The organism is Dyadobacter frigoris (assembly GCF_005280585.1).
Lineage (GTDB): Bacteria > Bacteroidota > Bacteroidia > Cytophagales > Spirosomataceae > Dyadobacter > Dyadobacter frigoris.
The window spans coordinates 280,266-304,032 of the sequence record NZ_SZVO01000003.1 but is presented as its reverse complement, the minus strand read 5'-3'; the positions used below and the strand labels follow the sequence as shown (position 1 = coordinate 304,032).

Genomic DNA, 23,767 nt, shown 5'->3' with positions numbered 1-23,767 from the left:
AATTTGAAAGTCAGCTCAATATAAAACAAAAGACCTGAAGTGAATATTTTTTTTGATATTACAGGCTCAAAATTACCAGAACAGCTTTATTGAATCCAGGAAATAATGTTAGCCTGATTTTTTATCAAAAGGCAAATCAATGGAATATTACTTTAAAACAATGGAATCACCGGTGGGGAAATTAACATTGGTAGCCAGCGAGCAAGGCCTTTCGGCTGTTTTATGGGAAAAAAATAATTCTGACCGAACCGGAATAAGTTTCGGTTTAGAGGATATCAATTATCCGATTCTTCTGGAAACTGAAAAGCAGCTCAATGAATATTTTGCAAAAAAACGAAAGGTGTTTTCTCTTAAACTTGATTTTGTCGGTTCCGAATTTCAAAAGAAAGTGTGGGAAGCATTACTGACCATTCCATTTGGAGAGACAAGAACTTACGGGCAGATTGCAAAACAAATTGGTAATCCTCAGGCTGTGCGCGCCGTTGGCGGTGCAGCAAATAAAAATCCGGTTTCCATTATTGCGCCGTGCCATCGTGTGATTGGTGCTACTGGGAAATTGGTTGGATTTGGTGGAGGAATTGCTAACAAAACCATTCTTTTGGACATTGAAAAAACTTTCAAACAGACTTCGTTATGGGAATAAAAATATCAGATAATTATGCAATGTCCGAAACATTTTCAGCAGACAATTTTCGTGAAATTTGTGATAAACTTGGTGACTTGGACGAAGATTTGGCTGTTATCATAAAGGAGCATGGCTATCCGCCGATGTGGACGAGGCCTAATACGTATGAAACGCTGGTTCATATTATTCTCGAACAGCAGGTTTCCTTAGCTTCGGCGCTTGCTGCGTTGAAGAAATTGCAGGAAAAAACAATAGCATTGACACCTGAAAATATTCTTAAACTAAGCGATGAAGAATTGAAAGCCTGTTATGTAAGTCGCCAGAAAATGATTTATTTAAGAGGTCTCGCTTTGGCATTGGTTGAAAAAAGACTGGAGCTGGATGTTTTGGGAAGTTTGCCTGATAATGAAGTGCGAAGTCAGCTAACCGCACTGAAAGGTATTGGGAACTGGACGACCGATATTTATTTGATGTTTGTTTTGCAAAGAGCGGATATATTTCCAATCGGTGATCTGGCCGCAGTTAATGCATTAAAAAGAGCAAAAAAACTGGTCAGGGAAACGCCTCGTGAAAATCTGCTTGAAGTTGCTGCTTTCTGGAAACCATACCGAACCGTGGCGACGATGATTCTATGGCATCATTATCTTTCTTCGCCGTTTAGAAGCTATGCATTATACCCAAAATGATTTTTTAGTTTGAGGTTGATCAAGACTTTTTATGCGGTTTATAGCCAGGTCTTTTTTCATAACCCACATTGCTTACATCTTCTTTTTTCAAATCGTTTTGCTCTTCGAAATAATTTACTACATACATCAGCGGAATTGTAATTCTGTCGGCGGCGTTGGAAAGTTGTATGACTGCACGGTCTAACGATTCTTTATCAAAACCAATAAAATTGCCCCGGACGAACTCGCCTGGCATTTTTGCATACGTTATCTGCTTATTAAGATATTTTTCTGCCCGTCTTTGCAGGCCGGTAAGTTGAAGCTCAGTCATGATTTTGTGTATTTGCTCCGAAGGTTACCAATATTTTTTTTGAAAGAAAAGATCCTGCTACAATTCTTCAAAATAAATCACTCGAAAAGCGAAATCTGGAAGTAAATTTTTTGATTAATAATGCAGGAATTGGTTCCGCCGGAGATTTTTCAAGTCTCGAACTAAAAAGCGAGCTGGAAATGATAACGCTCAATGTGTCCGCTCTGGTAGCGCTGATGCATCGTTTTATCCAAAAAAAATGATGGACGGGATAGGTTATCTGGTGTCAAATTCGCTTATTACCAGAGTATTGGCCAAGTCATTCCGCCCAACTTTTGATCGAAAAAAATAAGGAATATTATACTGATTCGAACAAAAATTCGCTGATCAGGAAATTGAGTATTTTTTAGGTTTCAATCCCATTTGTCTTTCAAAAATTCGGGTAAAATGGCTTAGATTGGTAAATCCAGTCCGATAGCCAGCTTCTGATACGGAAACTTTTTGTTCTTTAATCAGATAGGCCGCTTCATTTATTCGTAGCATCTGATAATAACTGTGGACGCTGTTTCCAAAGATCTGCTTAAACAGACGCTGCATTTTACTTTCGCTCATCCCCGCTGAAAATGCCAGCTCATAGAGGTTGGGCGAAATATTGAGATCTGAAATGATTTTGTCTTTGATGGAATAAACCATTTTCACATCAGTAATATTAAGCGGATAATTATGAACATTTCCCCGTTTGGAAAGTTCGACAAACAGCATATAGATCAGCTCTTCGGCTTTTATTCTGTAATAAAAATCGGAGAGCTGAGCATTTGCATCTGCTTCAACTATTTTTGCTGCTATTGTTTGTATTTCCGGCGAAATAATCTCTTCATATAAATAAGGCTGGTTTCCAGAAACAATAGTTTGCAGCAGTGTACTTCCCTCTTGTTGATTGAGTAAATCTTTTAGTAAATCCGTATGAACCGATATCAAAATGGTATTGATCTGTGTTTTGGCCGGGGTGAAAATTTCAAAATCCATATCAGCAGAAGTCACCTGCACAGAAGGCAGGAAGCCGGCTTGTCTGTTTTTGATTTCATTATTCTGGTGGAATACCTTCCGAAAACTAAATGTAATCAGATCTCTTCCGGTCGCTACCGGATTTCTTTTCAGTATGATATCTTCTTCAAGTTCAAATTTATGAATCATCAGATGGAGTTTCGGGCCAAGATTAAAGCTTTTGATATAACCTTTTCCCATGATTTCGGGTAACACAAGTACGCCATTTTGGATTTGGGTTCCGGTAAGCTGCGCAATACTGGCCATTAAGCCAATACTTGCTGATTTTGTAAGATCAATTATCATTTTACTTTTTTGGACTATTAATTTACTAAAATAAGATATTTTATCAATATGGCGTCACTTAATTTTGTTTCCACAAATCAACAATAACAAATTAAGAGATGAACAAGAATTTAATAGCCAATAAAAAAATAGCCATAGTAGGCGGTGGCCCTGTGGGTTTAATGGCTGCCAGACTTTTACAAATGAAAGGCGCGGTGGCAACAGTTTACGAACGTGACAAAACCCAGGATGCACGAATGCTGGGTGGTTCCATAGATCTGCATAAAAATACCGGACAAAAAGCATTGGAAAAAGCGCGTCTGCTTGATAAATTTTACGAAAAAGCCAGGCCTACCAGCCAAAGAATGGCGGATAAGTTTGGTAACATTCTGATGGAAATGATGCCTGACCAAGCCAGTCTTTATGATGAACCGGAAATTGACCGTCCTGATCTGAGAAAAATACTGCTTGAAAGTCTGACTGAAAATACAGTTGTTTGGGACCGGCAGGTTATTGGCATTGATATAAAAACGGATTGCTTTGAACTGCATTTTCAAAACGGAAGCACAGCATTTTCTGAGTTGGTCATCGTTGCTGATGGATCAAGATCCCGCACCAGAAAGTATGTAACTAATACGGAGCCTGAGCTCACGGGAACCTTTGTGATACAGGGAGAAATCCTGCACCCGGAATCAGCTTGTCCGCTTATTTATAAATTGGCCAACAATGGAAATCTGGCAGCGGTTGAAGATAAAAAGGCGGTTTTTTTGCATAACAAAGGAACCGGAAGTCTGTGTTATTATGTGTCATTTAATGAGGTTTCCAGTTTGTTTAGAGACCGCAACATTGATTTGAAAAATATTCCCGCCGTTCGTGTTTTTCTTGAAGAAATGTTTACGGGTTGGGATAAATCGTATATGGAAATGTTTAGAGCAACCAATGAATTTACAGGTTTTCCTCTGAACGTTTTTCCTTTAAAACAAAGCTGGAATCCTCATAATAACATCACGCTCATTGGAGACGCCGCTCATGTAATGCCTCCTTTCGGTGGAAATGGAGTAAATATTGGCCTGCTGGATGCATTAAATCTGACTGAAAATCTGACAAACGGGGAATTTTCAGACATACAATCAGCCATAGATGATTATGAAAAAAAGATGTTTGCATATGCAGCACCGGTTCAGCTTGGAGCGATGGAAGCTGATAAACGAATACATTCCCAGACTGAAAATGCTTTTAAAAGAGTCGAAAAAATGATGCAGGAGAGAAGGAAGCAAAAATGAAAAGTAAGCTTGCCTGAACATGTGCGGTGCGGTTATTCTCTATGAGAACGACCGCACTTTTTGTTTGCGAGCAATCTGTTTCATTTTCCATTTTGGCTACAACAATTACCAAACCGGATACAATCGCCTTGTGTTAGACCCGCACCTTTGTATTACAATAATGAACAGGAAAAACAGCTAAATATAAATCAAATGTCATACTGCAGTTATATAGAAAGCATGACCGGCGGGCAAAAGGATATGCACAAAGATTATCACGATAATCATTACGGATTTCCGATTCATGATGATAATGAATTGTTTGGAAGATTGATTCTGGAAATTAATCAGGCTGGCCTGAGTTGGGAAATCATCCTGAAAAAAGAATCCGGTTTCCGTCTGGCCTACGACAGTTTTGAAATTGAAAAAATAGCTTCCTATACAGAAGCGGACAGGGAAAGATTGTTGAAAGATCCGGGCATTATCCGAAACCGGCTGAAAATTAATGCAGCGATTGAAAACGCCAGGGCCATTCTCGGACTTCAAAAAGAATATGGCTCATTTGAAAAATGGCTTGCATTTCACCATCCAAAATCAAAGGAAGAATGGGTAAAAGTTTTTAAGAAAGCTTTCCGCTTTACCGGCGGAGAAATTGTGAATGAATTCCTCATGAGTATCGGAATGTTGCCTGGTGCCCACGCTAAAACATGTCCTGTTTATAGAAAAATTTTGAATGAAAATCCGCTCTGGATTAATGCCTGATAAGTAAATTATTTCTAATACTTTAAATCGAAAAATAAAATGAAAACGATCTTCATTACCGGCGCATCGGCCGGACTTGGTAAAGCAACTGCAAAATTATTTCAATCAAAAGGCTGGAAAGTAATCGCAACCATGCGTACACCAGAAAAGGAAACCGAACTGAATCTGTTGGAAAACGTGATTTTGCTTCCGCTTGATGTTACTAATATTGAACAAATTGAAACGACTGTAAAAGCTGCCGTTGCTTTGGGCGATATTGATGTAGTTTTCAATAACGCCGGTTATGGTCTGATCGGGCCTTTGGAATCTTATACCGAGGATGAGGTCAGAAGTCAGTTTGAAACTAATTTCTTTGGGGTAATATGGGTTACCAAAGCATTTATCCCTTATTTTAAGGAAAGAAAAAGCGGTTTGTTTATTACAACAACATCACTTTGTGGCCTGACGACTTATCCGCTTTCGTCGATATACAACGCTTCCAAATGGGCTTTACAGGGATGGAGTGAAAGTATGTCTTTCGATCTTGCCCGGTTTAATATTGGCATAAAAAATGTTGCGCCGGGCGGAATCAAAAGCAATTATATGAATGTCATGAAAGTATCGGAAGACAAAGATTATGATCCGTTGATGGAAAGAATGACCGAAGGATTTACGGACGGGACTTTAATGGAATTTTCTGAATCGGAAGTAATTGCTGAGGTTGTTTATCGTGCAGTGACGGACGAAAAGGATCAGCTGACCTATCCTGCCGGAAATGATGCGGTAAGAATTTATGAAAAGAGACTCAAAGATGGACCGGAAGCTTTTAGACAGGGGATAACAAAATATCTGAATCTTGAAAGTCCGTACAACGTTGCTACTTTGTAAATTAGGTAACTTGGCATGGAAATCCCGACAGGAAATTTCCATGCCCGTCATTTTGGAATATTATGAAATCAGAATCAAAACAGCCGTTTATTTTCAACTCAATTTCAGAATTGCACCGGGCATTAGGTTTGCCGAAACCGCTGCATCCGTTGGTAAGTCTTGTGGATTATGGTAATATCAAAAGCGATACCGATGAAATCAGTAAAGGAATGATCCTGAACTTTTTTAAGGTTTCCTACAAAAGGAATTTCCACGGCAAGATAAAATACGGGCAGCATTACTATGATTTTGATGAAGGCGGTCTGTCTTTTATTTCTCCAAACCAGATCATTTCGGCAATTGCGAATGAAGCTGATTACGGTGGTTTTACTTTGCTTTTTCATTCTGACTTCATCCGGAATTATCCTTTGGGAAAGAATATCAGGAATTATGGATTTTTCTCCTATTCGGCTTCTGAGGCACTTTATCTTTCCGAAAAAGAGCAAGAGATCATTATTGGGATCTTTAAAAATATCGGGCACGAACTTTCTTTATCGATCGATCATTTTAGTCAGGATATTATTTTATCACAAATCGAACAATTGCTGAATTATAGTAACCGGTTCTATAACAGACAGTTCATTACAAGGAAAACGGCCCACAGTGATTTGCTGACCGAACTTGAAAAGATACTGGCAAATCATTTTGATAACAGCGAAGGGTTGGTAAAAGGGTTGCCATCTGTGCTGGAGATTTCTGAAAAACTGAATGTTTCGCAAAGATACCTGAGTGATATGCTTCGGCAGCTTACCGGGCAAAATACGCAGCAGCATATCCACAACAGGCTTATTAATAAAGCAAAAGAAATATTAAGTACAACAGATCTCACGGTTGGAGAAATTGCTTATCAGCTGGGTTTTGAGCATCCTCAGTCTTTCAATAAATTGTTTAAAAACAAGACAAAAGTGTCGCCTGTAGAATTCAGACGGTCGTTTAATTGATATCAATTTCATAAACCTGATTTTGATCAAATCAGGAAATCAGACCGCCCAGGCTTCAACATCCATTTTTAAAAGCCTGCTCTTGAAAAGATCAGTACGATATTTTACTATAAATTTTTTAAACGTAAAACCGGTTCGGGCTATCAGGCTTTCATTGATACATTCTTCCGATACATTAAAACTGGATGCAATTTCCTGAATATCAAATTTATTGTTGAGTTGAAGCTGCCTTTTGATGTATTCAAGGATGCGGTCCGTTTCGGGATGAAATTGCCGTACTGGAATGTATTTCCTGACATACTGAATATTTCTGTCAAGCATGTGTATCAATGTGAAGACACTGTTTCTGATAATTTCCTTATAAGAATCTGGCCGGTTTTGCATTTCGTGGGTAATGAGCTTGATAATCTGGCTTGCAGATTCCCTGTCGATACTACGCTCCATAACCTTGCCCTGAACAAATGATTTATTTAAAACCAAGGACTCGACCTGGCCAAACATGGTTGAGAAAGTAGTCACATAAGGTTTCTCTTTTAAAGCTGTTTTTTGTGATAAACCGGAAATTATGCTAAATATTTTTGTTTTTCCGAAACTTTTAAAACTAATATTTTGCTGCGGGCGGAGGATGAAAATACTGTCTTTTTCGTAGCTGTACGGGACATTATCCAAGGTTGCTCTTCCACTTCCTTCAAGAATAACGATTACTCTCAGGCGGTCACTATATGGGCAAAGCGATTCCAGCTCATTAGCTTCCAGGCTTGCCAGGATGCACTTCTTATGTATGTTCAGTTCTTCCAAAATTCAGCAGGGAAAATGAAAATAAATTGACTAATGAATTGTCTGGTTTCTGTACCTGACAACGTTCAGTCAAAAGTGTTTAAAAGTAAACTTTATGTAAAATAAAAAAGTCTCAATGACGGGTTTTGGAAGCTGAACGGGCATTTTTTGTGGAAGAATGAAAACCTGGAATTATTTGCCAAGCCATTGTTTGAAATCCGGGATGCGATCCGTGCTAACATAAATTTCCTGCTGTGCCGTTGGTGCCAGTTCAAGTTTAAGCCGGCCCGCGGATAAGGCATTGATAGAACTGATACTTCCAAGCGAAATGATCAGCGATCTGTTGATGCGAAAAAACTGGCTCGGATCCAGCAGCTGGATCAGTTTATCCAGACTATAATCCATTGTCAGATGTTTCCCGTCAAACGTTCTTAGATACGTAGCCTTTTGTTCAATGGTAAAATAGGCGATATCTGCCGTTTTTACGCTAAAAAGCCGTGTTCCGGCAGATGCCATAAACCGGTCTTTGTACTGTTCATGCTGGATTGGCAATTGCAGCCATGATTTTAATTCGGATAAATCGGGGAAGGTTTTATTTTTAAAATGCAGATCTTTGAATTTATTGAGCGCAGTGTCAAGTTCGGCCGGATTAACCGGTTTCAAAAGATAATCGACGCTGTTTGCCTTAAATGCTTTCAGCGCATATTCGTTATAAGCCGTTGTAAACAGGATTGGAATTGTCAGATTCAGCTGTTCAATGATTTTAAAGCCAAGGCCGTCTTCCAGCATAATATCAAGGAAAATAAGATCAGGTTCGGCGTTGCTATCGTTTTCGAGCCAGAGAATACTTTCTTTTACAGAAGGTATTCTGGCAAGTACATTGACAGAAGGATCATACCTCAAAATAAGATTTTCCAATCTTGTCGCGCTAAGTGTTTCATCTTCAATAATGAGAACGTTCATGAAATCAGAGGGATTTTAACGACAAACTGATTTTGCTGGTTTTCTACCAAAACGGGTTTATTGACAAGCAATTTATAGCGGTTAATAATATTGTGTAAACCAATTCCGGTAGAAGCCTCGGTTGGTTCCCGCAGCTGAACCGGATTCCGGATAACTAAAAAATCGTCTTCTATGCCAATCGTTATAACCAGTGGATTGGGAACCGACATCTGGTTATGTTTTACTGCATTTTCAACCAGAAGTTGTAAAGTAAGAGGTACTATCGAATAAGAATCGATTTGCTCGTCTGAAAGGTTAATTTGCAAATTTATTTTGTCTTCAAATCTTGTTTTAAGCAAATACATATAGCTTTCCAGAAATTCAATTTCCGTGCGCAGTTTGATCTGGTCGAAATCAGATTGTTCGAGTATGTAGCGATAAGCCTGTGAAAGTCTGCTTATAAATTCTATGGATAATTCCTTATCGGTTTCAACGAGTGTACTCAGCACACTGAAATTATTAAACAGAAAATGAGGACTTACCTGATTTTTCAGTGCGTTGAAATGTGCCTTGATATTTTCTTTTTCAAGGCGTTCGCTATTAAAATGTACTTGTTGCAAGCGCTGGTAAACCCGTACATTTGCGGCCAGATAATAGGCTGCCATAAGTGCCATAACAGTTATTCCATTGTTGGCACGTCGTTTCTGGTTTATCATAAGCAGTTCCCCGGAAGAGCTGACGTGATAAATCCGTGGGTCCCAGATTGATTCCATCCAGTGCCAGAATGCCCTGAAAGCAGTATTAAACATTACCGCCAGGCCGATGGCAATGAGTAAAGTCATCAGCTGGTTCAAAAATTTATAATTGACCAGAAATTTACTCCTGGGGAATCTGGAAATATAATATTGGAGCCACTCAATAACATTTAACCATAAAGTGTAAAACAAAATACTGACAATCAGTTCTATAATCCAGAGCGGCAGTTTGTGGAGAACTATTGTGGTGTCATAAAACGTAACATTTACATAGATACGGATGGGTACGTAAATAATAGCAAGTCCGAATCCCAACTTCCATTTCTGCCTGTTGGTAAGTGGATTAAGTGTTTCTGCCCACATAAATTGAGATGATTTGTCAGCCGTATTACCAAAGGCAAAAAACGGGTTTATTTTACCCATTCGGCTTTTCAGAACGCAGACAAATTTTATTTAGTGGAGTACCTTAAAAGGGCTGTTCATCCATTTCAATTCCGCCCAGCATATGACCCAGAATAGGCTCACATTTTTCGCGACAGGCAGGATAGAAATGGCCATGTTTCCGGAAATCAGATTTTGGAGATAAACCCCACCAGAATTCCGCTATGGCAATGGGCTGCATATTTTGCTGAAAAGCATATTGGAGTAACTTTGGAGCTGCACATTCTCCTGCTCCGGCAGGTGGATTTTTGTAGGAAGCATCTTCGAAAATTTCGCACAGGCTTTTCTTGTCTCCTTTCTGGTTAAGGAAATTATACTGGTCAAAAATTTCTTTTTGTAAAGAGACAGAATGTGCTTTTCGTGTCGTTTTCAGCAGTTCAACTTCTTGCTGTGTTTCTGTTTCCTTATCTTCAAGCGCTTTAATTTGCTGATTGATAAGGGAAAGTTTTTCCATCCCGGTATTCAGGAAACCGCCGTCAGCCATGCCGTCAAAAATGGGCGGGACAAATTTTTGATGATGATTTCCGCCAGCCAGTTTCCCTGAGAATGCAGATAGATAACCAATTTCATCATCCTCTGTTCTTACCACCAAAACACCAAACATTTTTCCAATAACAGTACCTTCCTGATCAGCTTTTAAACCAAAATTATGATCCCATTCCTGTTGATTTTCCAGATGTGATTGTAATTTTTCAACAGCGAGCAAAGAAAGCGGATGTGGCTCGTAGTCAAACGGAAAAGTAAATTTGTAGGGAAAGGTATACGCAGCCAGTGATTCTTCAAAAGGGCTGAAAATCTTATCCGCGGATGAGATGGACTTTATCAAATGCAAGCTATAAAATTCAGTAATATATCAGCGTGTGCAAAAACGCTCACAAAATTAACAATATCCAATAACTTTTAACCTGAAAAATGACAAAATAAAAAAGTAAAATTCTTTCAACCGGCTTGAAATATAGTTTCAGAAACCCAATATTAATGCGGTTACTATCAAATAAAGGATCATTGCTACCGTTGATTTGTTCATGATATTTTATTTAAATTTTGGAAAAAGAGAATGGCTGATATTCCTTTATTTAAGAATGCATTTTAATATCTTTAAACAGTTACGGAAATTATCCATGAAAGGCTGCCATTTGAATTGAATCGGAGCATTGAGTTACCGTTAAATATGAAATCTGCAATTTTCTAAGTTTATTTTGTACCTTTTCGAAAAAATGTAAACCCAGGCATTGAATAAGATTTTTGTTTACCTGATCATTTTACTTTTACCGGCTGCTGCTTTTGCACAACCTGTTAACAATCTGAGCGATAGTTCCACTGCCGCAATTAATCAGTACGCAGTCTTGCCAGATCGCGGTTATACCTTTGAAAAAATACTTTCGGATACCTCGCTTGTTTTTATTGATGGAGATTCGCTTAGGTCAGGTAATGCAACGAACTATTGGCTGAAAATCCGCATTAACAATCCTTTTCACTATGCTGATGTCTATAATGTTTCACTAAACTTAAACCTGAATAACGTTTTATATTATTTTAATGAAAATACCCAAAAGTGGGTATCATATCAAAATGGGCTCTTGGTTCCGTATAAGGGTAAGCGTAACCTTAATGAAATGACCTGTGTTTTACAGGGACAAACTGAAAACATTTTGTATATCAAGGTTGAAGCAAGTGCGTTACAGAAATTAGGTTATAATGTCAAACCGTTGATAAAGATTGAAAAATCTGTTTATGCCAGCAAGAGAGAGCAGAAGGCGTGGTTGTCCTGGATAACTTCATTGACCGTATTGGCCCTCTTTTTTCTGAATAATTTATACATTTATTTTAGTATCAGGGATAAAACCGTCTTGTTCTATCTTATTGCTCAGTTGGGTGGAATCTTTTATATCACGGCGTATAAAAGGTTTTATTACATCCTCTTTCCAAATTCGGTTTTTACTTCTACGGTGTCTCCAAACGGGCAGTTGCATTCTTTTGATTTATCCAGTTTATTGATGCACGGAGGCATTTTGCTGATCATGTATGGCGTGGTAGGATTGACACAGTCTTTCTTAAATACGAAAAAGAGGCTGCCCGTGATGGACACGGCGCTCCGGACCGGGTTGTTGGTTTATGTGCTGTTTACAGTGATGGTTGTAGTGGTCAATATTTTCGTGGTTTATCTGGAAGATTATACTTTATTGTATCACAATATTCTTGCCTTGCTGCTGATCGCCATCATGATGTGTACCTGTGTGGTCGGTTACTTTAGAAAACTTCCTGCCGCCACACCATTTTTACTGGCTATTTTTCTGCCTTTATTTTTCATGTTGGGTACTACTTTATACCATGTTTTTATCAGCTTTAACGATACCAGTGATTCCTTAATGCCTGATTTTTCAATAATTTCTCAGGCGCTTGCTTTTTCAATAGCTTTGGTAGCGCGTACAAAATCCATTCACAAAGATCTAAAAGCAAAAGAAATGGAAGCCCGGCAACTCGAATTTGACTTGAAGGAAATAGGATTAAGGCAAAGACTGATCGAATTGGAAAACCAGAAAATTAATGCAGATATTCGTCATGAGAAAATCAGGAATGAATTACTTGAACAGCGTCTGGAAGTAAACCAGAGAGAACTGGCGTCAACGACATTGTACTTAGTTCAGAAAAACGAATTGCTTGCGAGTCTGAAAACACAGATTCAGGAGCTGAACCAATTGTACCCCGACAACAAACATCAGGGACTGAAAGGTATCGAATCCATCCTCCAAAGTAACTTGTATCTGGACGGCGACTGGCGAAAATTCAAGCTGCATTTTGAGCAGGTCCATCCTCATTTTTTTGAAAATCTGCTGGCAAAATATCCTTCACTTACCAAAAATGAAATAAGGCTGTACGCCTATTTTCATATCAATCTTTCCACTAAGGAAATTGCGGTTTTACTGAATATTGACCCCGCCAGTGTGCGGCGGGCAAAAACAAGGCTTTACAAAAAAATGGCCATCGCTGAGGAAGGCGATTTGCAGGATGGCAGCAACTAACTGAACATAGCAACAATTTTAGTGGAATTTTGGCCAAAACCCGGTTTTTGTTGAAAAATCAGGGTTTTTCTGTTATTTGTACACACTTTGTCTACGCTCGATTTTTGGTATTAAGCAATTTAGTGCATTGTTTTGCTTAGAAATTATTGTTGCCCTCCCTACTATCAAAGATGTGTTTAATTACGGCTGAATTAAGTCGGGAAATTAAATTTCATGTTGCTGCATGTGATCAGCTAAATGATTACATGCAGCAATAAAAAACAGCTAACCCAGCACATTTAATCAGGAAAACGTATGAGCACTATGAGTGAAAGAGGAAGTAGAAAATGTAAATCCCTTAGGGAAACGCTGTCCGAAACAATTGGATTAATAGTCGTTTTGTACTGCGTTTATTTGTTCGGTAATCTAGTTGTTAGCGGATATATCACTGACAAAACACTGACCAAAGTTTTACTGGATTTTTGGCCGAAATGAGGAAATGATTTTAGCTTTTGCACAGTATGAAATAATAAGCTAAAATCACTTTTTTTCAGGGATCAGATCTTGCAATTTTATTTGTCTTTAATTTGAACTGAGACTATTTGCCTCGGATAATCATCCTTTGATATCTTGTCAAAGATGGTTTTCCTGAGTCCTTGACTTCCAGGATGATGTGAATAGTATCTCCTTTTTTGATGTCACCAGGAATTGTCATGTTAGCTTTCGGACTGGCTGCATTTAGAATAGCTACTTTGTTTTTGTAACTCCCAACTTCCTCATATCGCCACCAGTGATACGTTAGTTTATCGGAATCGGGATCGCTGGCCTGGCCACTGAGAAGTATGATTTTGCCAGGTTTTACGCTCAAATAGCTTTGTGACAGTAACTTAACATTCGGTGGGTGATTTGCATTATTGTAGCTTTTTACACACCAGTCTGCGCGGGCTGCGAAATCATTCTGAATTACGTCAATCCAGCGTGTTTGTGGATAAGCCGCGTCGTTTTTATGTGTATATGGATTGTAATCGGTTACCGTATTTCCATCTTCCCATCGACTTGGATTTGTTTTTGATTGAATCATTCTACCGCCCCAGCCGCCATATGAACCGTCTTCCAAACTTCTTAATCCCACATCGATAAGGTAGAAAAATGCGGGAGAATCTCCTTCACCGATAAAATCGTATTTGCCAAAGCCGTTTTTGGATGCTTCAGTGCTATCACCATGTGTATGTTCGGGATCTCCTTCAAGTTTTGTACCGTCACCATACAAATAATAGTTTTCCAGCAACGGTCCATGGTTGAATTTAATATTTTCGGCAAACCACTTTCCCTTCAAATAGGGTTGAAGTTCTATTGGGACTACTTTTGGCCACGGGTAGGCAAAGCTCCAAAATTGATCGGCATTGTACAAAATACGGAGTTGAGGCCAGTTGGGAGCTATATATTTCAGATACGTAGCATCCTGATCCAAAATAGCATAAATGACCGCTTTTTGAGAAACTTTCCTGTAAATACTGTCCCATTCAGGTTTTGATTTATAATCTTCTTCAATTGATTTTAGTGCCCTGGCAACCGTGTTTGTTCCTCCCCAGATTTGAAGGTAAACAGGATCGGGATTATCGTCGAGAAGTATTTTTTTGATAAAATCAGAACCTTCTGTATTTGCGGACATTTCTCCTTCAAAATCAATATTTCCGATTTTGACAATGCCTTTTAAGTAATCCGGTGTCGGATATCCTTTTGCATGTTTTATGAGGTTAGGATAAATTTTACGGTAGTCTTCAATGTGTTTTTGCATCCAGCTCGTCCCGGGCCACCGAAGATCTTTGCGTTGACCATATCTTTTAGCCGTATTCTCCATTTCAGAGGTAAACAAAGTCCCTTTACCATCACCTTTATAATGCCATTGAGAACTGCTGTAAACCAGCCCGACGATATTAAATTCATTGGAATACAATAGCAGCCTCGTGAAAGAATCGATATCGTCAACTTCTCCGTCCGTTGTAATAATTGTCCTTTGTTTTTTTACAGAATTTTGTGCCAATACTAAACCCGGAAAAATAAATGTCATTAAAATGAATACTAAACTTCTAGTGGTTAGTGAAAGCATAATTTCCGGATTGACTTCGAAACCAGGGTGGTTTCGAATAACATGATAACATAAAAAATTGAATATCTACTTAGATTTTGTTTCAAAACGAAAGACTTGATTTCAAGCGATGCAAGAAATAATAGTCATAAAAATGATTGTCTTACAAACCATTTTTGTTACATGTCTACATTTGCGCGTTGAAAATACTTATTTTGCATTCCGGGAATAAATTACCTCACATCCTATTACCACGCAATAACCTATATGAAGAAATTAATTACAATCTTTTTACCCGTTTTTCTGGCAGGTTCCGCATTTTCACAACAGGCGGTATTAACAGCAAACGACTATCAAAAAGCAGAAAGTTTTCTAACGCCCAACACGCAAAAGTACATTGACAATGTTGCGGGAAAGCCAACCTGGATCTCCGGAGAGCGGTTTTGGTATCGTACGTTGACGGCACAAGGCAGCGAATTTATTTTGGTAAATGCATTGAAAGGAACGCGCTTGCCTGCTTTTAACCAAGCCAAACTGGCGCAGTCTCTTTCGGCTGCGAGTGGAAAAAGTTATACTGCTTTTATGCTCCCTTTTCAAAGTTTCACTTTTTCAACGGATGAAAAATCGCTTCTTATTTCAGCGGATGGAAAACCGTGGAAATGTGATTTGAAAACGTATCAGATAACAGAAGACACTTCGGCAAAAATAAAAACAGACGAAGAGCCGAAGAACGAATCGTTCTCACCGGATGGCAAAAAAGCGGTTTTGATCAAAGATTATAATTTGTGGATACGTGATGTAACGTCAAACCAGCTTACACAGTTAACCAGCGACGGAATCAAAGATTTTGGATACGCAACGGATAATGCGGGCTGGCGTCACAGTGACAAGCCGGTTCTGCTTTGGTCGCCGGATTCCAAAAAGATTTTTACCTATCAGCAGGATGAAAGAAAAGTAGGCGATATGTTTCTGGTAACCACCAATGTAGGTCATCCAAAACTGGAAGCATGGAAATATCCATTGCCTGGCGACAGCGTTGTGGCCATGCTACATCGTGTGATTATCAATATTGAAACACCCAAAGTAGTACGTTTACAAATTCCTGCGGACGTGCATAGGTCAACTTCCGGTGACGATATCAGTCGCGGAGGTGTGCTAAATGACGCTTCATGGAGCCAGGACGGTTCTCAGCTTGTATTTATTTCTACATCCCGTGATCACAAAGAGGAAAAAGTAAGAATTGCTGATGCCGCTACCGGTTCAGTAAAAGAAATTTTTGAAGAAACATCCCCAACGCAGTTTGAATCAGGACAAAGAGGAATCAGCTGGCGGTTTTTGTCTGCAAGCAATGAAATTATCTGGTACTCTGAAAAGGATAACTGGGGGCATTTGTATTTGTACGACGCGACTTCCGGAAAGCTGAAAAACCAGATTACCAAAGGTGAATGGCTGGTTACGCAGCTGATAAAAGTGGATGAAAAAAGTCGTGCAATTTACTTTATGGCCAATGGCAAAGAATCCGGTAATCCATATTTCAGCCATTTTTACAAAATCGATTTTGATGGTTCGGGATTGACGTTGTTAACACCAGAAGCAGGTTTTCATACGGTATCCTTATCAACGTCGGAAAAGTTTTTCGTTGATACTTACTCACAGCCTGACGTTGCGCCGGTCACGGTTTTACGTAATTTGAGTGGAAAATTAGTTGCTGAACTGGAAAAAACAGATGTGAGCCGGTTGAAAACCATTGGCTGGAAAGCACCAATTCCTTTTTCTGTAAAAGCACATGATGGAAAAACAGATGTGTACGGATTGATGTATACGCCGACAAAACTGGATTCGACAAAAAAATATCCACTTGTAGATTATATTTATCCGGGTCCGCAAGGCGGCAGTGTTGGGTCTTGGGCATTTTCTGCATCGAGAAGAGACAATCAGGCTTTGGCAGAACTTGGATTTGTTGTCATTGAACTGGAAGGTACAAGCAATCCATTGCGGTCGAAAAGCTTCCATGATATGAATTATGGACAAATGGCCGAAAATACTTTACCGGATCAGGTTTCAGGAATTAAACAACTTGCCTCGAAATACAACTGGATCGATACCAGCCGGGTAGGTATGCACGGACATTCCGGAGGCGGGTTTGCCACGGCTTGTGCCATGTTTACTTATCCTGATTTTTTCAAAGTTGGAATTTCTGAATCTGGGAACCAGGATAACCGGAATTACGAGGACGACTGGGGTGAGCGTTACATCGGTTTACTGAAAACGGATGCAAAAGGTGTATCCAATTACGAAACTCAGGCTAATCAGGTTTATGCCAAAAACTTAAAAGGAAAACTGATGCTTGCGCACGGAATGATGGATGATAATGTTCCTCCATACAATACAATGCTGGTTATTGAAGCATTAGAGAAAGCAAATAATGATTATGACCTGATCATTTTCCCGAACAGCCGCCACGGTTATGCGAACTTTGGTCCCTATATGATGAGACGCCGCTGGGATTATTTCGTTCAACACTTGTTAGGTGCCAAACCCCCGAAAGAATATCAATTGCATAGTGTTACAGATCCAAGAAATTCGGTGAAGTAATAGTGGGAATTGTATTAGCAAAAAGAGGGAACAATCATTTTAGCGATTGTTCCCTCTTTTGCTAATAATGGACATGGAATTGAACCGTTGCATTATCTGGAATTTTTGGAATAAGTGCGAAAAAAGGAACTTTTATTTGACTAGGAAGCATTCCCGATTTCATCTGAATATCGTAATAAAGTACATTGTACTCGCAAAAGCTTTTTATAGTTTGTTTTAAAATCGCGTCCTCATTGGCTGCCCTATATCTACCTGCCAGCACTGTGTTTTTTGAAAAGTCAAATTTACCTCTGGTGTTTAAAAAATATTTATCCAACTGCTCCTCGGATTGTATCACCAGCGTAGCCAGCGAATCGTTGAGGGTCAGATTTTCGATAAATTTTAGCGTTGTTATATTTTGAAATTCTATAAAGCCATCCTGACATTGATAGACGTAAGCAGGCTCATTTTGTTTGCAGGAAGAGTCTGCCAAATTCAGTAGAAACAGTAAAAACAGGCTGCTGTATTTAATCAACACACGTTTAAGTTTCTTTGTCATAGCGTCTCAAAACTTTATCGTTCAATATCACAAATTACTGAAAAACGAGAAGACTTGTTAAAGAAAAAAATCAGTTTAGTCTAAATCCTCTGGATAATTTCCATTCGGAAATGCTTCCAAATATTGCCGTATTTGATCGTCATTAAGTTTTCGGTCTACTATTTCCTGTAATTGCTGAGGTGTAGCTTTATAAAGACCGGACCATCCACTTGGTGGGTCAATTGCGACACGAAGAAGCTCATATTTTTTATTATAATTGGCAAGATAACAGGGGCCAAAATCTGTGAAAGCACTAACTTGGTAAAATTCCCGATTCAGGAAATTTCTTATTAGTTGTTTGTTCAGTTCCTGAATTGCCTCAATGCTGCCATCTTTGCAATCCGTCAGTTTCATACCAATCCTATTGCTTACTGTTATTTTCCAGTAAGCTAACAAAACTAAAAGAGGGAAAGCTACCCATATCAGGAATGATTTAAATTTCATTGGTAATAGAAATTGTGAATTCGTTCAGATTGAAAATGTTTACAAGGTAAAGAAATCATTTTGCTGATAATATTACAAATCCTCCTTCCCCAACACAAGCTGATATTCAGTAAGCCCATAGTCATATTCTTCCCGGCTAAGAATTGTAGAAATCCAACGATCGTTTTTTACAGGATTTAGCTCGAAAACCAAGGTTTTAACTCCATCGGTCATTTTGAAAAACTTTATATTCTTAAAGGTATGACTTGGCGTCGGATTTAATCCGAAGTTGCCAAGATCTTCAAAAAGTTTTGTAGTGGCAAGGTGTGGAATGGTAACGACGCTGTCTATATCGACCATTTTGTCAATAGTTCTGTCGTAAGTAGGCACCGGGAATTGTGCAGACAAATCCAGATCTGTCTGGTTTTTTACATAATAATAAGAACCTCCAACAGGTTCAATAATAGGTTCAATAATAAGTTCATTCGTAGCAGAATCAGGATTTTTACACCCTGAAAATAACAGCGAGATGAAAATGACGAATATTCCTGTTTGGATCCGTTTCATTTAGATAGATTGTTTAAAGAGGATATAACATGGACACGGTTTTCTGGAATTTGGTTGTTATGGGTATAAAATCGGGGCTCAGTTTTTTTATATCTGCTACCAAATCAACAAATCTAAAATGGCAGCTACGCTTAAAGAATCGGAAGATGCGAATGAAAATCCATCAAACGAAAATCAGGTAATCCGTGGCGACAATACCGTTAAAGATCCGGACGAGTGGACTACGGGAAGCGAACCAATGACAGGCGCCCAGCATTCTTATTTAAAAACACTTTCTGATGAAGCAGAGGAGGAATTTGATGAGAAGTTAAGTAAGGCGGAAGCGTCAAAAAGAATTGATGAACTTCAACATAACGGGTAGAGGTTTAAGTAATTAATATTCTCTGTCAAAAATAACATGCTGTTAATCTCAGACATATTGTCCTTGATTGACAGCATGTTATGTGTTATTTCCAGTGCACTTATTTGCTTATATTTAATCTTTAAATGTTAATAAATATGAATTTTTTAATTTTTAAAATAGAGTCATTAATTTGATTATTAACATTTTATATGAAATCGGACGGGTAGCTTCTGTTATGTATTCACTTTTTTTAAATAATAAGAAAGTGAATATTCCTAACACCTTTACAGCCCGTTATTATGTCCGCATTTCGTTTACTCATACTGCTGGTTTCAATCTTTTTTATTGTTCCAAAACCTTTTAGCAGCGCTCAAAAAACCAAAACTGCTGTTACAGTTGATACCACGCATTTCGACAGAGATTATACCCTGGAAGCAACCATGCTTGGGTTTTTCGCGCCGGATGGTTCCCGTAACCCAACTTTAAAAGCAAATAAAGGAGATCGCGTCAGAATCAAAATCACCAATGGTGAGCTGATGACGCATGATATTTCCCTGGAAAAAATGGGGTTGAAAAGTAAGGTGATCATTGAAAAAGGAACCAGTACGAGTCTTGTTTTCAAAGCTTTGGAAAGTGATACTTATTTCTGCTCGGTTCCGGGTCATCGCGCGGCGGGAATGGTGGGGAGTTTTGAAGTTGTGGAGGGGGTAATTTCGGATAAAACAGTTGCCGGAAAGTTGCCGGTAAAAGATGGGCGGCCTCTAAACCTGAATTTTGAAACAGGTACCTTAAAAGACTGGGCGGCCACCGGCGATGCATTTGCGAATCCGCTTTTTTCCGAAGATCCGTCCCCAGTGCACGAGAAAGATATGCATATCGGCTATGAGGGGAAATATTTCCTGAGCAGCGGCGGAACAACAAATTATAAACTTACCGGCACTTTAACTTCGGTTCCTTTCAGGGTTACGCAGCCATTTGCAGCTTTCAGAGTTTCGGGCGGAGCCTTGCAGGATACGCGCGTGGAACTTGTGCTTGCGGGAACAGATAGCGTCATTTTTCATATTACAGGCCAGGGAAGAGCCACTTTACAGCCAGCAGTGGTTGATCTTCAATCTTATCTTAACAAAGAAATATTTATCCGTATAATCGATAATGAAACCGGGATTTCTCAGATTCCTTATATCCCTAATGACAAATGGGCTCATATTAACTTTGATGAATTCCTGCTGTATCCAAGCCGACCGGATTTCCCTAACGAGCTGAAACAAAAAGATATCATCATTTTGCCGCCACTGGATCCGGTACTCCACGCAGGACTTTCCGGAATAGAAGCGGCCAAAGTGATGACACCGCCCAAAGGTTTTAAAATCACACTGGCTGCCGCGGAACCTGATATTATCCGCCCGATCAGTTTTACCATCGATTCCCGAGGGAGACTTTGGGTGGTGGAAGGACACACATATCCCGTTCCTGCACCGGAAGGACAGGGGAGAGATCGTATTCTGATCTTCGAAGATACCGACGGTGACGGGACGCTTGACAAACGGAAAGTTTTTACGGAGGGATTAAATCTTGTCAGTGGTATTGAAGTGGGAATGGGCGGGGTATGGCTTGGTGCTGCACCCTATTTATTATTTATTCCGATTGATTCCAAAAATGACAAACCAGCCGGTCCGCCGCAAAAATTACTGGACGGCTGGGGAGTTGATGATACCCATGAAGTACTTAATAATCTAAGATGGGGACCGGACGGCTGGCTTTATGGCACACACGGTGTTTTTACCCGTTCCAATGTGGGAAAACCGGGTGCCTCTGATGCAGAACGTACCAAAATTAATGCGGGTGTTTGGCGATTTCATCCAACGTCTCACGAGTTTGAGGTTTTTGCAGAAGGGTCAAGTAATCCCTGGGGAATCGATTTTAATGATTACGGACATCCGTTTATCACGGTTTGTGTGATCCCGCATATGTATCACATTATTCAGGGAGCGCGGTACCAGCGTCAGGCGGGGAAACATTTCAATCCGTATACTTATGATGATATCAAAACCATTGCAGATCACGTGCACTGGGTAGGGGAACGCGGTCCGCACGCGGGAAATTTCCGTTCGGGATCGGCTGGTGGCGGCCATGCACATGCCGGAGCGATGATTTATTTGGGTGGAGATACCTGGCCGCAGGAATATCGCAACGAGATTTTCATGAACAATATCAATGGTGCAAAACTTAATATTGATCATCTGGAACGTAAAGGATCAGGGTATCTGGCGACGCACCGAAATGATTTTCTGTCTATGAACGATTCCTGGTCGCAGTGGCTGAATTTTAAATATGACCCAAGTGGTTCCGTTTTTGCCATCGACTGGTATGATAAAAACCAATGCCACAGCCCCAATCCGGACGTTCATAACAAAACGATGGGCAGGATTTTTAAAATTACCCATGAAAATGACAAGTGGGTAAAAGTGGATTTATCCAAAGCTTCGGATATGGAACTTGTTAATTATCAGCTTAATAAAAACGAGTGGTATGTAAGACAAGCCCGGGTGATTTTGCAGGAACGCGGCCCGAATAAAAAAGTGCATAAAGCTTTGAAAGAAATACTGGCGAAAAATCCCGATCCGACAAGAAAACTTCGTGCCCTTTGGACGCTTCACGTAACCAAGGGATTAACTGAAAAAGATCTTACAGATTTGTTGGCCAACGACAATGAATATGTAAGAAGCTGGGCAATTCAACTTTTGACGGAAAGCAAAAATGTTTCTCCCGAAACCCTGAAACGTTTTGTTGCTTTGGCGCAAAATGATAATTCTTCACTAGTTAGATTATATCTGACTTCTGCCATGCTCCGATTGGAACCTGCCCAGCGATGGGATGTTGTCGAAGCGCTTTCTCAAAAAATTGAGGACAAAGACGATCATAATCTGCCGCTGATGGTTTGGTATGCAGCCGAACCTTTGGCAGCAATTGATATGAAACGCGCCTTACAAATTGCTGAGAAGTCAAAACTTCCCAATATTTTGCCATACACCATTCAACGTGTTGCAGCGATTGGAACGGACGATTCCAAAAAGGTTTTGAAAGATTTGAATGAAAAGTTAGGACAATCCGGTTCACATGAAAATCATGCAAGCCAGATGCTGATCAGTAAGGTTTTGGAGAAATAACTGGTTTTTAAGAAATAAAATAAGTCAGGAAATATGAAAATCAGATACAGCGGAAAGTACCAGAATACTTTTGTCATAATACTTGTTTTAAGTCTTTGCGCGAATATTTCGTATGCGCAATCCAAAGTACCCGACACTTCAAAAGATTTCAAAAAGACAAAACTGACCGGAGATTTTATTTCAGAAGGTGCAGCCGTGGCAGATGTGAACAAGGATGGGAAAATGGATATCATTGCCGGTTATTACTGGTTTGAAGCGCCGACGTGGACACGACATGAAATGGCGCCTTCCCGTATTTTCGATCCTTTGACTGAATATAGCAATTCCTTTTTGAATCTGGGAATGGATGTAAATCTGGATGGCTGGGATGACGCTGTCATTGTGGATTTTCCTGGAAAACCTGGTTTTTGGTTTGAAAACCCACAAAATAAACCGGGCGTCTGGAAAAAACATATCATTGCGGACAGCGTGGGAATTACCAACGAATCACCAAATTTTGTAGATATTGACGGCGACGGCAGGCTTGATATTCTGTGTGGTGATAAGGTTAAAAAACAAATGATATGGCTTCAGGCACCTTTGAAACCAGGTGAAACGGAATGGAAACGTTTTGCGATCAGTAAGGAAAATGCTCCGGGAACGGAACCGTTTTCGCACGGAATTGGCTTTGGAGATGTCAATAAAGATGGCATTAATGATGTCACGGTAGCAGAAGGCTGGTTTGAAGGGAAAAAGGATCCGAAGGAGGGAAACTGGGTTTTTCATAATGCAAATCTCGGCGAACCTTGTTCGCATATGCAGATTATGGATGTGAATGGCGATGGGAAAAATGATGTCGTCAGTGCTTCAGCCCATTCCATGGGTGTGTGGTGGCATGAACAAATTACGGATGTAAAAGGCCGTTTGTATTTCGTTTCACATTTAATGAGCAAAACAACAGCCCAAACGCATTCTTCAATAATGGCAGATTTGAATGGCGACGGGCGAAAAGATTATATTACCGGAAAAAGATTTCTCGCGCATCACGGTCACGATCCGGGTGACAGCGATCCTCCAATTTTGTTATGGTTTGAGTTTAATTCTGCCAGGCAGCCTTATTATACCGAACATATTATTGACGATGATTCCGGTTCCGGATTAAATATTACGGTAAAAGATATGAATGGAGATAGCAAACCGGATATTGTTGTAGCAAATAAACATGGTGTTTATTTGTTTGAAAACAGGATGAAAAAATAATTCAAATTTAGGCTTGGAGGTAATTTGTTAGCTATCAATAATTTGTGGAA

The 23,767-nt window shown here is 39.6% G+C and carries 21 protein-coding genes; 11 read left to right on the top strand and 10 right to left on the bottom strand.

The genetic code is table 11. From position 1 onward, the window contains the following. The first annotated feature begins 139 nt into the window (after positions 1-139). A complete protein-coding gene (locus tag FDK13_RS08355; protein ID WP_137339529.1) occupies positions 140-643 on the top strand; it encodes a methylated-DNA--[protein]-cysteine S-methyltransferase in 504 nt (167 codons plus the stop codon). After that, entirely contained in the window at positions 634-1,311 is a 678-nt protein-coding gene (locus tag FDK13_RS08350; protein ID WP_220417339.1) for a DNA-3-methyladenine glycosylase family protein, read from the top strand. Before FDK13_RS08355 ends, FDK13_RS08350 begins: the two co-directional genes overlap by 10 nt. A 19-nt stretch (positions 1,312-1,330) precedes the next feature. Here FDK13_RS08350 and FDK13_RS08345 read toward each other — a convergent pair whose 3' ends face one another. Beyond that, positions 1,331-1,621, bottom strand: coding sequence for a hypothetical protein (locus tag FDK13_RS08345; protein WP_181956144.1), 291 nt, complete (start codon positions 1,619-1,621; stop codon positions 1,331-1,333). Between the two features lie 366 nt (positions 1,622-1,987). Then, positions 1,988-2,950, bottom strand: a complete 963-nt coding sequence (locus FDK13_RS08340; RefSeq protein ID WP_137339528.1) for a helix-turn-helix transcriptional regulator — start codon at positions 2,948-2,950, stop codon at positions 1,988-1,990. Between the two features lie 98 nt (positions 2,951-3,048). Here FDK13_RS08340 and FDK13_RS08335 point away from each other — a divergent pair, with 98 nt between their 5' ends. The 4 genes from FDK13_RS08335 (at position 3,049) to FDK13_RS08320 (ending at position 6,800) form a co-directional block, all read left to right on the top strand. After that, the gene (locus FDK13_RS08335) at positions 3,049-4,212 is read left to right on the top strand and encodes an FAD-dependent oxidoreductase (protein ID WP_137339527.1); all 1,164 of its coding nucleotides are present in this window, start codon (positions 3,049-3,051) and stop codon (positions 4,210-4,212) included. A 192-nt stretch (positions 4,213-4,404) separates the two neighbouring features. Further along, positions 4,405-4,953, top strand: a complete 549-nt coding sequence (locus FDK13_RS08330; RefSeq protein ID WP_137339526.1) for a DNA-3-methyladenine glycosylase I — start codon at positions 4,405-4,407, stop codon at positions 4,951-4,953. A gap of 39 nt (positions 4,954-4,992) precedes the next feature. Then, positions 4,993-5,820: an SDR family oxidoreductase gene (locus FDK13_RS08325; protein ID WP_137339525.1), complete on the top strand. Its 828-nt coding sequence runs from the start codon at positions 4,993-4,995 to the stop codon at positions 5,818-5,820. A 62-nt stretch (positions 5,821-5,882) separates the two neighbouring features. After that, the gene (locus FDK13_RS08320; RefSeq protein WP_137339524.1) at positions 5,883-6,800 is read left to right on the top strand and encodes a helix-turn-helix domain-containing protein; all 918 of its coding nucleotides are present in this window, start codon (positions 5,883-5,885) and stop codon (positions 6,798-6,800) included. A 39-nt stretch (positions 6,801-6,839) separates the two neighbouring features. Here the strand turns inward: FDK13_RS08320 and FDK13_RS08315 are convergent, their stop codons facing one another. From FDK13_RS08315 to FDK13_RS08300, 4 genes are all read right to left on the bottom strand, one after another. Then, on the bottom strand, positions 6,840-7,598 hold the full coding sequence (locus FDK13_RS08315; RefSeq protein ID WP_137339523.1) for a hypothetical protein: 759 nt from the start codon (positions 7,596-7,598) through the stop codon (positions 6,840-6,842). A gap of 171 nt (positions 7,599-7,769) precedes the next feature. Then, complete coding sequence (locus FDK13_RS08310) at positions 7,770-8,540, bottom strand: LytR/AlgR family response regulator transcription factor (RefSeq protein ID WP_137339522.1); 771 nt, start codon at positions 8,538-8,540, stop codon at positions 7,770-7,772. After that, positions 8,537-9,697, bottom strand: coding sequence for a sensor histidine kinase (locus tag FDK13_RS08305; RefSeq protein WP_229215957.1), 1,161 nt, complete (start codon positions 9,695-9,697; stop codon positions 8,537-8,539). The genes FDK13_RS08310 and FDK13_RS08305 overlap by 4 nt, the downstream gene beginning before the upstream one ends. Before the next feature lie 43 nt (positions 9,698-9,740). Continuing rightward, entirely contained in the window at positions 9,741-10,541 is an 801-nt protein-coding gene (locus FDK13_RS08300) for a pseudouridylate synthase (protein ID WP_229215956.1), read from the bottom strand. Between the two features lie 406 nt (positions 10,542-10,947). Between FDK13_RS08300 and FDK13_RS08295 the strand changes: the two genes are divergently transcribed. Beyond that, positions 10,948-12,738, top strand: coding sequence for a 7TM diverse intracellular signaling domain-containing protein (locus FDK13_RS08295; RefSeq protein WP_137339521.1), 1,791 nt, complete (start codon positions 10,948-10,950; stop codon positions 12,736-12,738). A 577-nt stretch (positions 12,739-13,315) separates the two neighbouring features. Here FDK13_RS08295 and FDK13_RS08290 read toward each other — a convergent pair. Further along, positions 13,316-14,788 (bottom strand): DUF1593 domain-containing protein, encoded by a 1,473-nt coding sequence (locus FDK13_RS08290; protein ID WP_229215955.1) that lies wholly within the window; start codon positions 14,786-14,788, stop codon positions 13,316-13,318. Between the two features lie 285 nt (positions 14,789-15,073). Here FDK13_RS08290 and FDK13_RS08285 point away from each other — a divergent pair, with 285 nt between their 5' ends. Further along, positions 15,074-17,401 (top strand): S9 family peptidase, encoded by a 2,328-nt coding sequence (locus tag FDK13_RS08285; protein ID WP_137339519.1) that lies wholly within the window; start codon positions 15,074-15,076, stop codon positions 17,399-17,401. 61 nt (positions 17,402-17,462) lie between these two features. Here the strand turns inward: FDK13_RS08285 and FDK13_RS08280 are convergent, their stop codons facing one another. The 3 genes from FDK13_RS08280 to FDK13_RS08270 form a co-directional block, all read right to left on the bottom strand. Then, a complete protein-coding gene (locus FDK13_RS08280; RefSeq protein WP_137339518.1) occupies positions 17,463-17,939 on the bottom strand; it encodes a hypothetical protein in 477 nt (158 codons plus the stop codon). Positions 17,940-18,014: 75 nt separating this feature from the next. Then, positions 18,015-18,422, bottom strand: a complete 408-nt coding sequence (locus tag FDK13_RS08275) for a hypothetical protein (protein ID WP_137339517.1) — start codon at positions 18,420-18,422, stop codon at positions 18,015-18,017. 72 nt (positions 18,423-18,494) lie between these two features. Further along, a complete protein-coding gene (locus FDK13_RS08270; protein WP_137339516.1) occupies positions 18,495-18,968 on the bottom strand; it encodes a hypothetical protein in 474 nt (157 codons plus the stop codon). A gap of 118 nt (positions 18,969-19,086) precedes the next feature. Between FDK13_RS08270 and FDK13_RS08265 the strand changes: the two genes are divergently transcribed. The 3 genes from FDK13_RS08265 to FDK13_RS08255 all read left to right on the top strand — a co-directional run bounded on the left by FDK13_RS08265 (position 19,087) and on the right by FDK13_RS08255 (position 23,717). Next, positions 19,087-19,329, top strand: a complete 243-nt coding sequence (locus tag FDK13_RS08265) for a DUF3072 domain-containing protein (RefSeq protein ID WP_137339515.1) — start codon at positions 19,087-19,089, stop codon at positions 19,327-19,329. Positions 19,330-19,610: 281 nt separating this feature from the next. Beyond that, positions 19,611-22,478 (top strand): PVC-type heme-binding CxxCH protein, encoded by a 2,868-nt coding sequence (locus FDK13_RS08260; protein ID WP_137339514.1) that lies wholly within the window; start codon positions 19,611-19,613, stop codon positions 22,476-22,478. A 33-nt stretch (positions 22,479-22,511) separates the two neighbouring features. Beyond that, positions 22,512-23,717: an FG-GAP repeat domain-containing protein gene (locus FDK13_RS08255; RefSeq protein WP_137339513.1), complete on the top strand. Its 1,206-nt coding sequence runs from the start codon at positions 22,512-22,514 to the stop codon at positions 23,715-23,717. Positions 23,718-23,767: the final 50 nt, after the last annotated feature.

Excerpts from the sequence above, each read along its gene's own strand:
- FDK13_RS08355 (WP_137339529.1), top strand. The coding sequence starts at position 140 with ATGGAATATTACTTTAAAACAATGGAATCACCGGTGGGGAAATTAACA.
- FDK13_RS08350 (WP_220417339.1), top strand. The coding sequence starts at position 634 with ATGGGAATAAAAATATCAGATAATTATGCAATGTCCGAAACATTTTCA.
- FDK13_RS08345 (WP_181956144.1), bottom strand. The coding sequence starts at position 1,621 with ATGACTGAGCTTCAACTTACCGGCCTGCAAAGACGGGCAGAAAAATAT.
- FDK13_RS08340 (WP_137339528.1), bottom strand. The coding sequence starts at position 2,950 with ATGATAATTGATCTTACAAAATCAGCAAGTATTGGCTTAATGGCCAGT.
- FDK13_RS08335 (WP_137339527.1), top strand. The coding sequence starts at position 3,049 with ATGAACAAGAATTTAATAGCCAATAAAAAAATAGCCATAGTAGGCGGT.
- FDK13_RS08330 (WP_137339526.1), top strand. The coding sequence starts at position 4,405 with ATGTCATACTGCAGTTATATAGAAAGCATGACCGGCGGGCAAAAGGAT.
- FDK13_RS08325 (WP_137339525.1), top strand. The coding sequence starts at position 4,993 with ATGAAAACGATCTTCATTACCGGCGCATCGGCCGGACTTGGTAAAGCA.
- FDK13_RS08320 (WP_137339524.1), top strand. The coding sequence starts at position 5,883 with ATGAAATCAGAATCAAAACAGCCGTTTATTTTCAACTCAATTTCAGAA.
- FDK13_RS08310 (WP_137339522.1), bottom strand. The coding sequence starts at position 8,540 with ATGAACGTTCTCATTATTGAAGATGAAACACTTAGCGCGACAAGATTG.
- FDK13_RS08305 (WP_229215957.1), bottom strand. The coding sequence starts at position 9,697 with ATGGGTAAAATAAACCCGTTTTTTGCCTTTGGTAATACGGCTGACAAA.
- FDK13_RS08290 (WP_229215955.1), bottom strand. The coding sequence starts at position 14,788 with ATGACATTTATTTTTCCGGGTTTAGTATTGGCACAAAATTCTGTAAAA.
- FDK13_RS08285 (WP_137339519.1), top strand. The coding sequence starts at position 15,074 with ATGAAGAAATTAATTACAATCTTTTTACCCGTTTTTCTGGCAGGTTCC.
- FDK13_RS08280 (WP_137339518.1), bottom strand. The coding sequence starts at position 17,939 with ATGACAAAGAAACTTAAACGTGTGTTGATTAAATACAGCAGCCTGTTT.
- FDK13_RS08275 (WP_137339517.1), bottom strand. The coding sequence starts at position 18,422 with ATGAAATTTAAATCATTCCTGATATGGGTAGCTTTCCCTCTTTTAGTT.
- FDK13_RS08270 (WP_137339516.1), bottom strand. The coding sequence starts at position 18,968 with ATGAAACGGATCCAAACAGGAATATTCGTCATTTTCATCTCGCTGTTA.
- FDK13_RS08265 (WP_137339515.1), top strand. The coding sequence starts at position 19,087 with ATGGCAGCTACGCTTAAAGAATCGGAAGATGCGAATGAAAATCCATCA.
- FDK13_RS08260 (WP_137339514.1), top strand. The coding sequence starts at position 19,611 with ATGTCCGCATTTCGTTTACTCATACTGCTGGTTTCAATCTTTTTTATT.
- FDK13_RS08255 (WP_137339513.1), top strand. The coding sequence starts at position 22,512 with ATGAAAATCAGATACAGCGGAAAGTACCAGAATACTTTTGTCATAATA.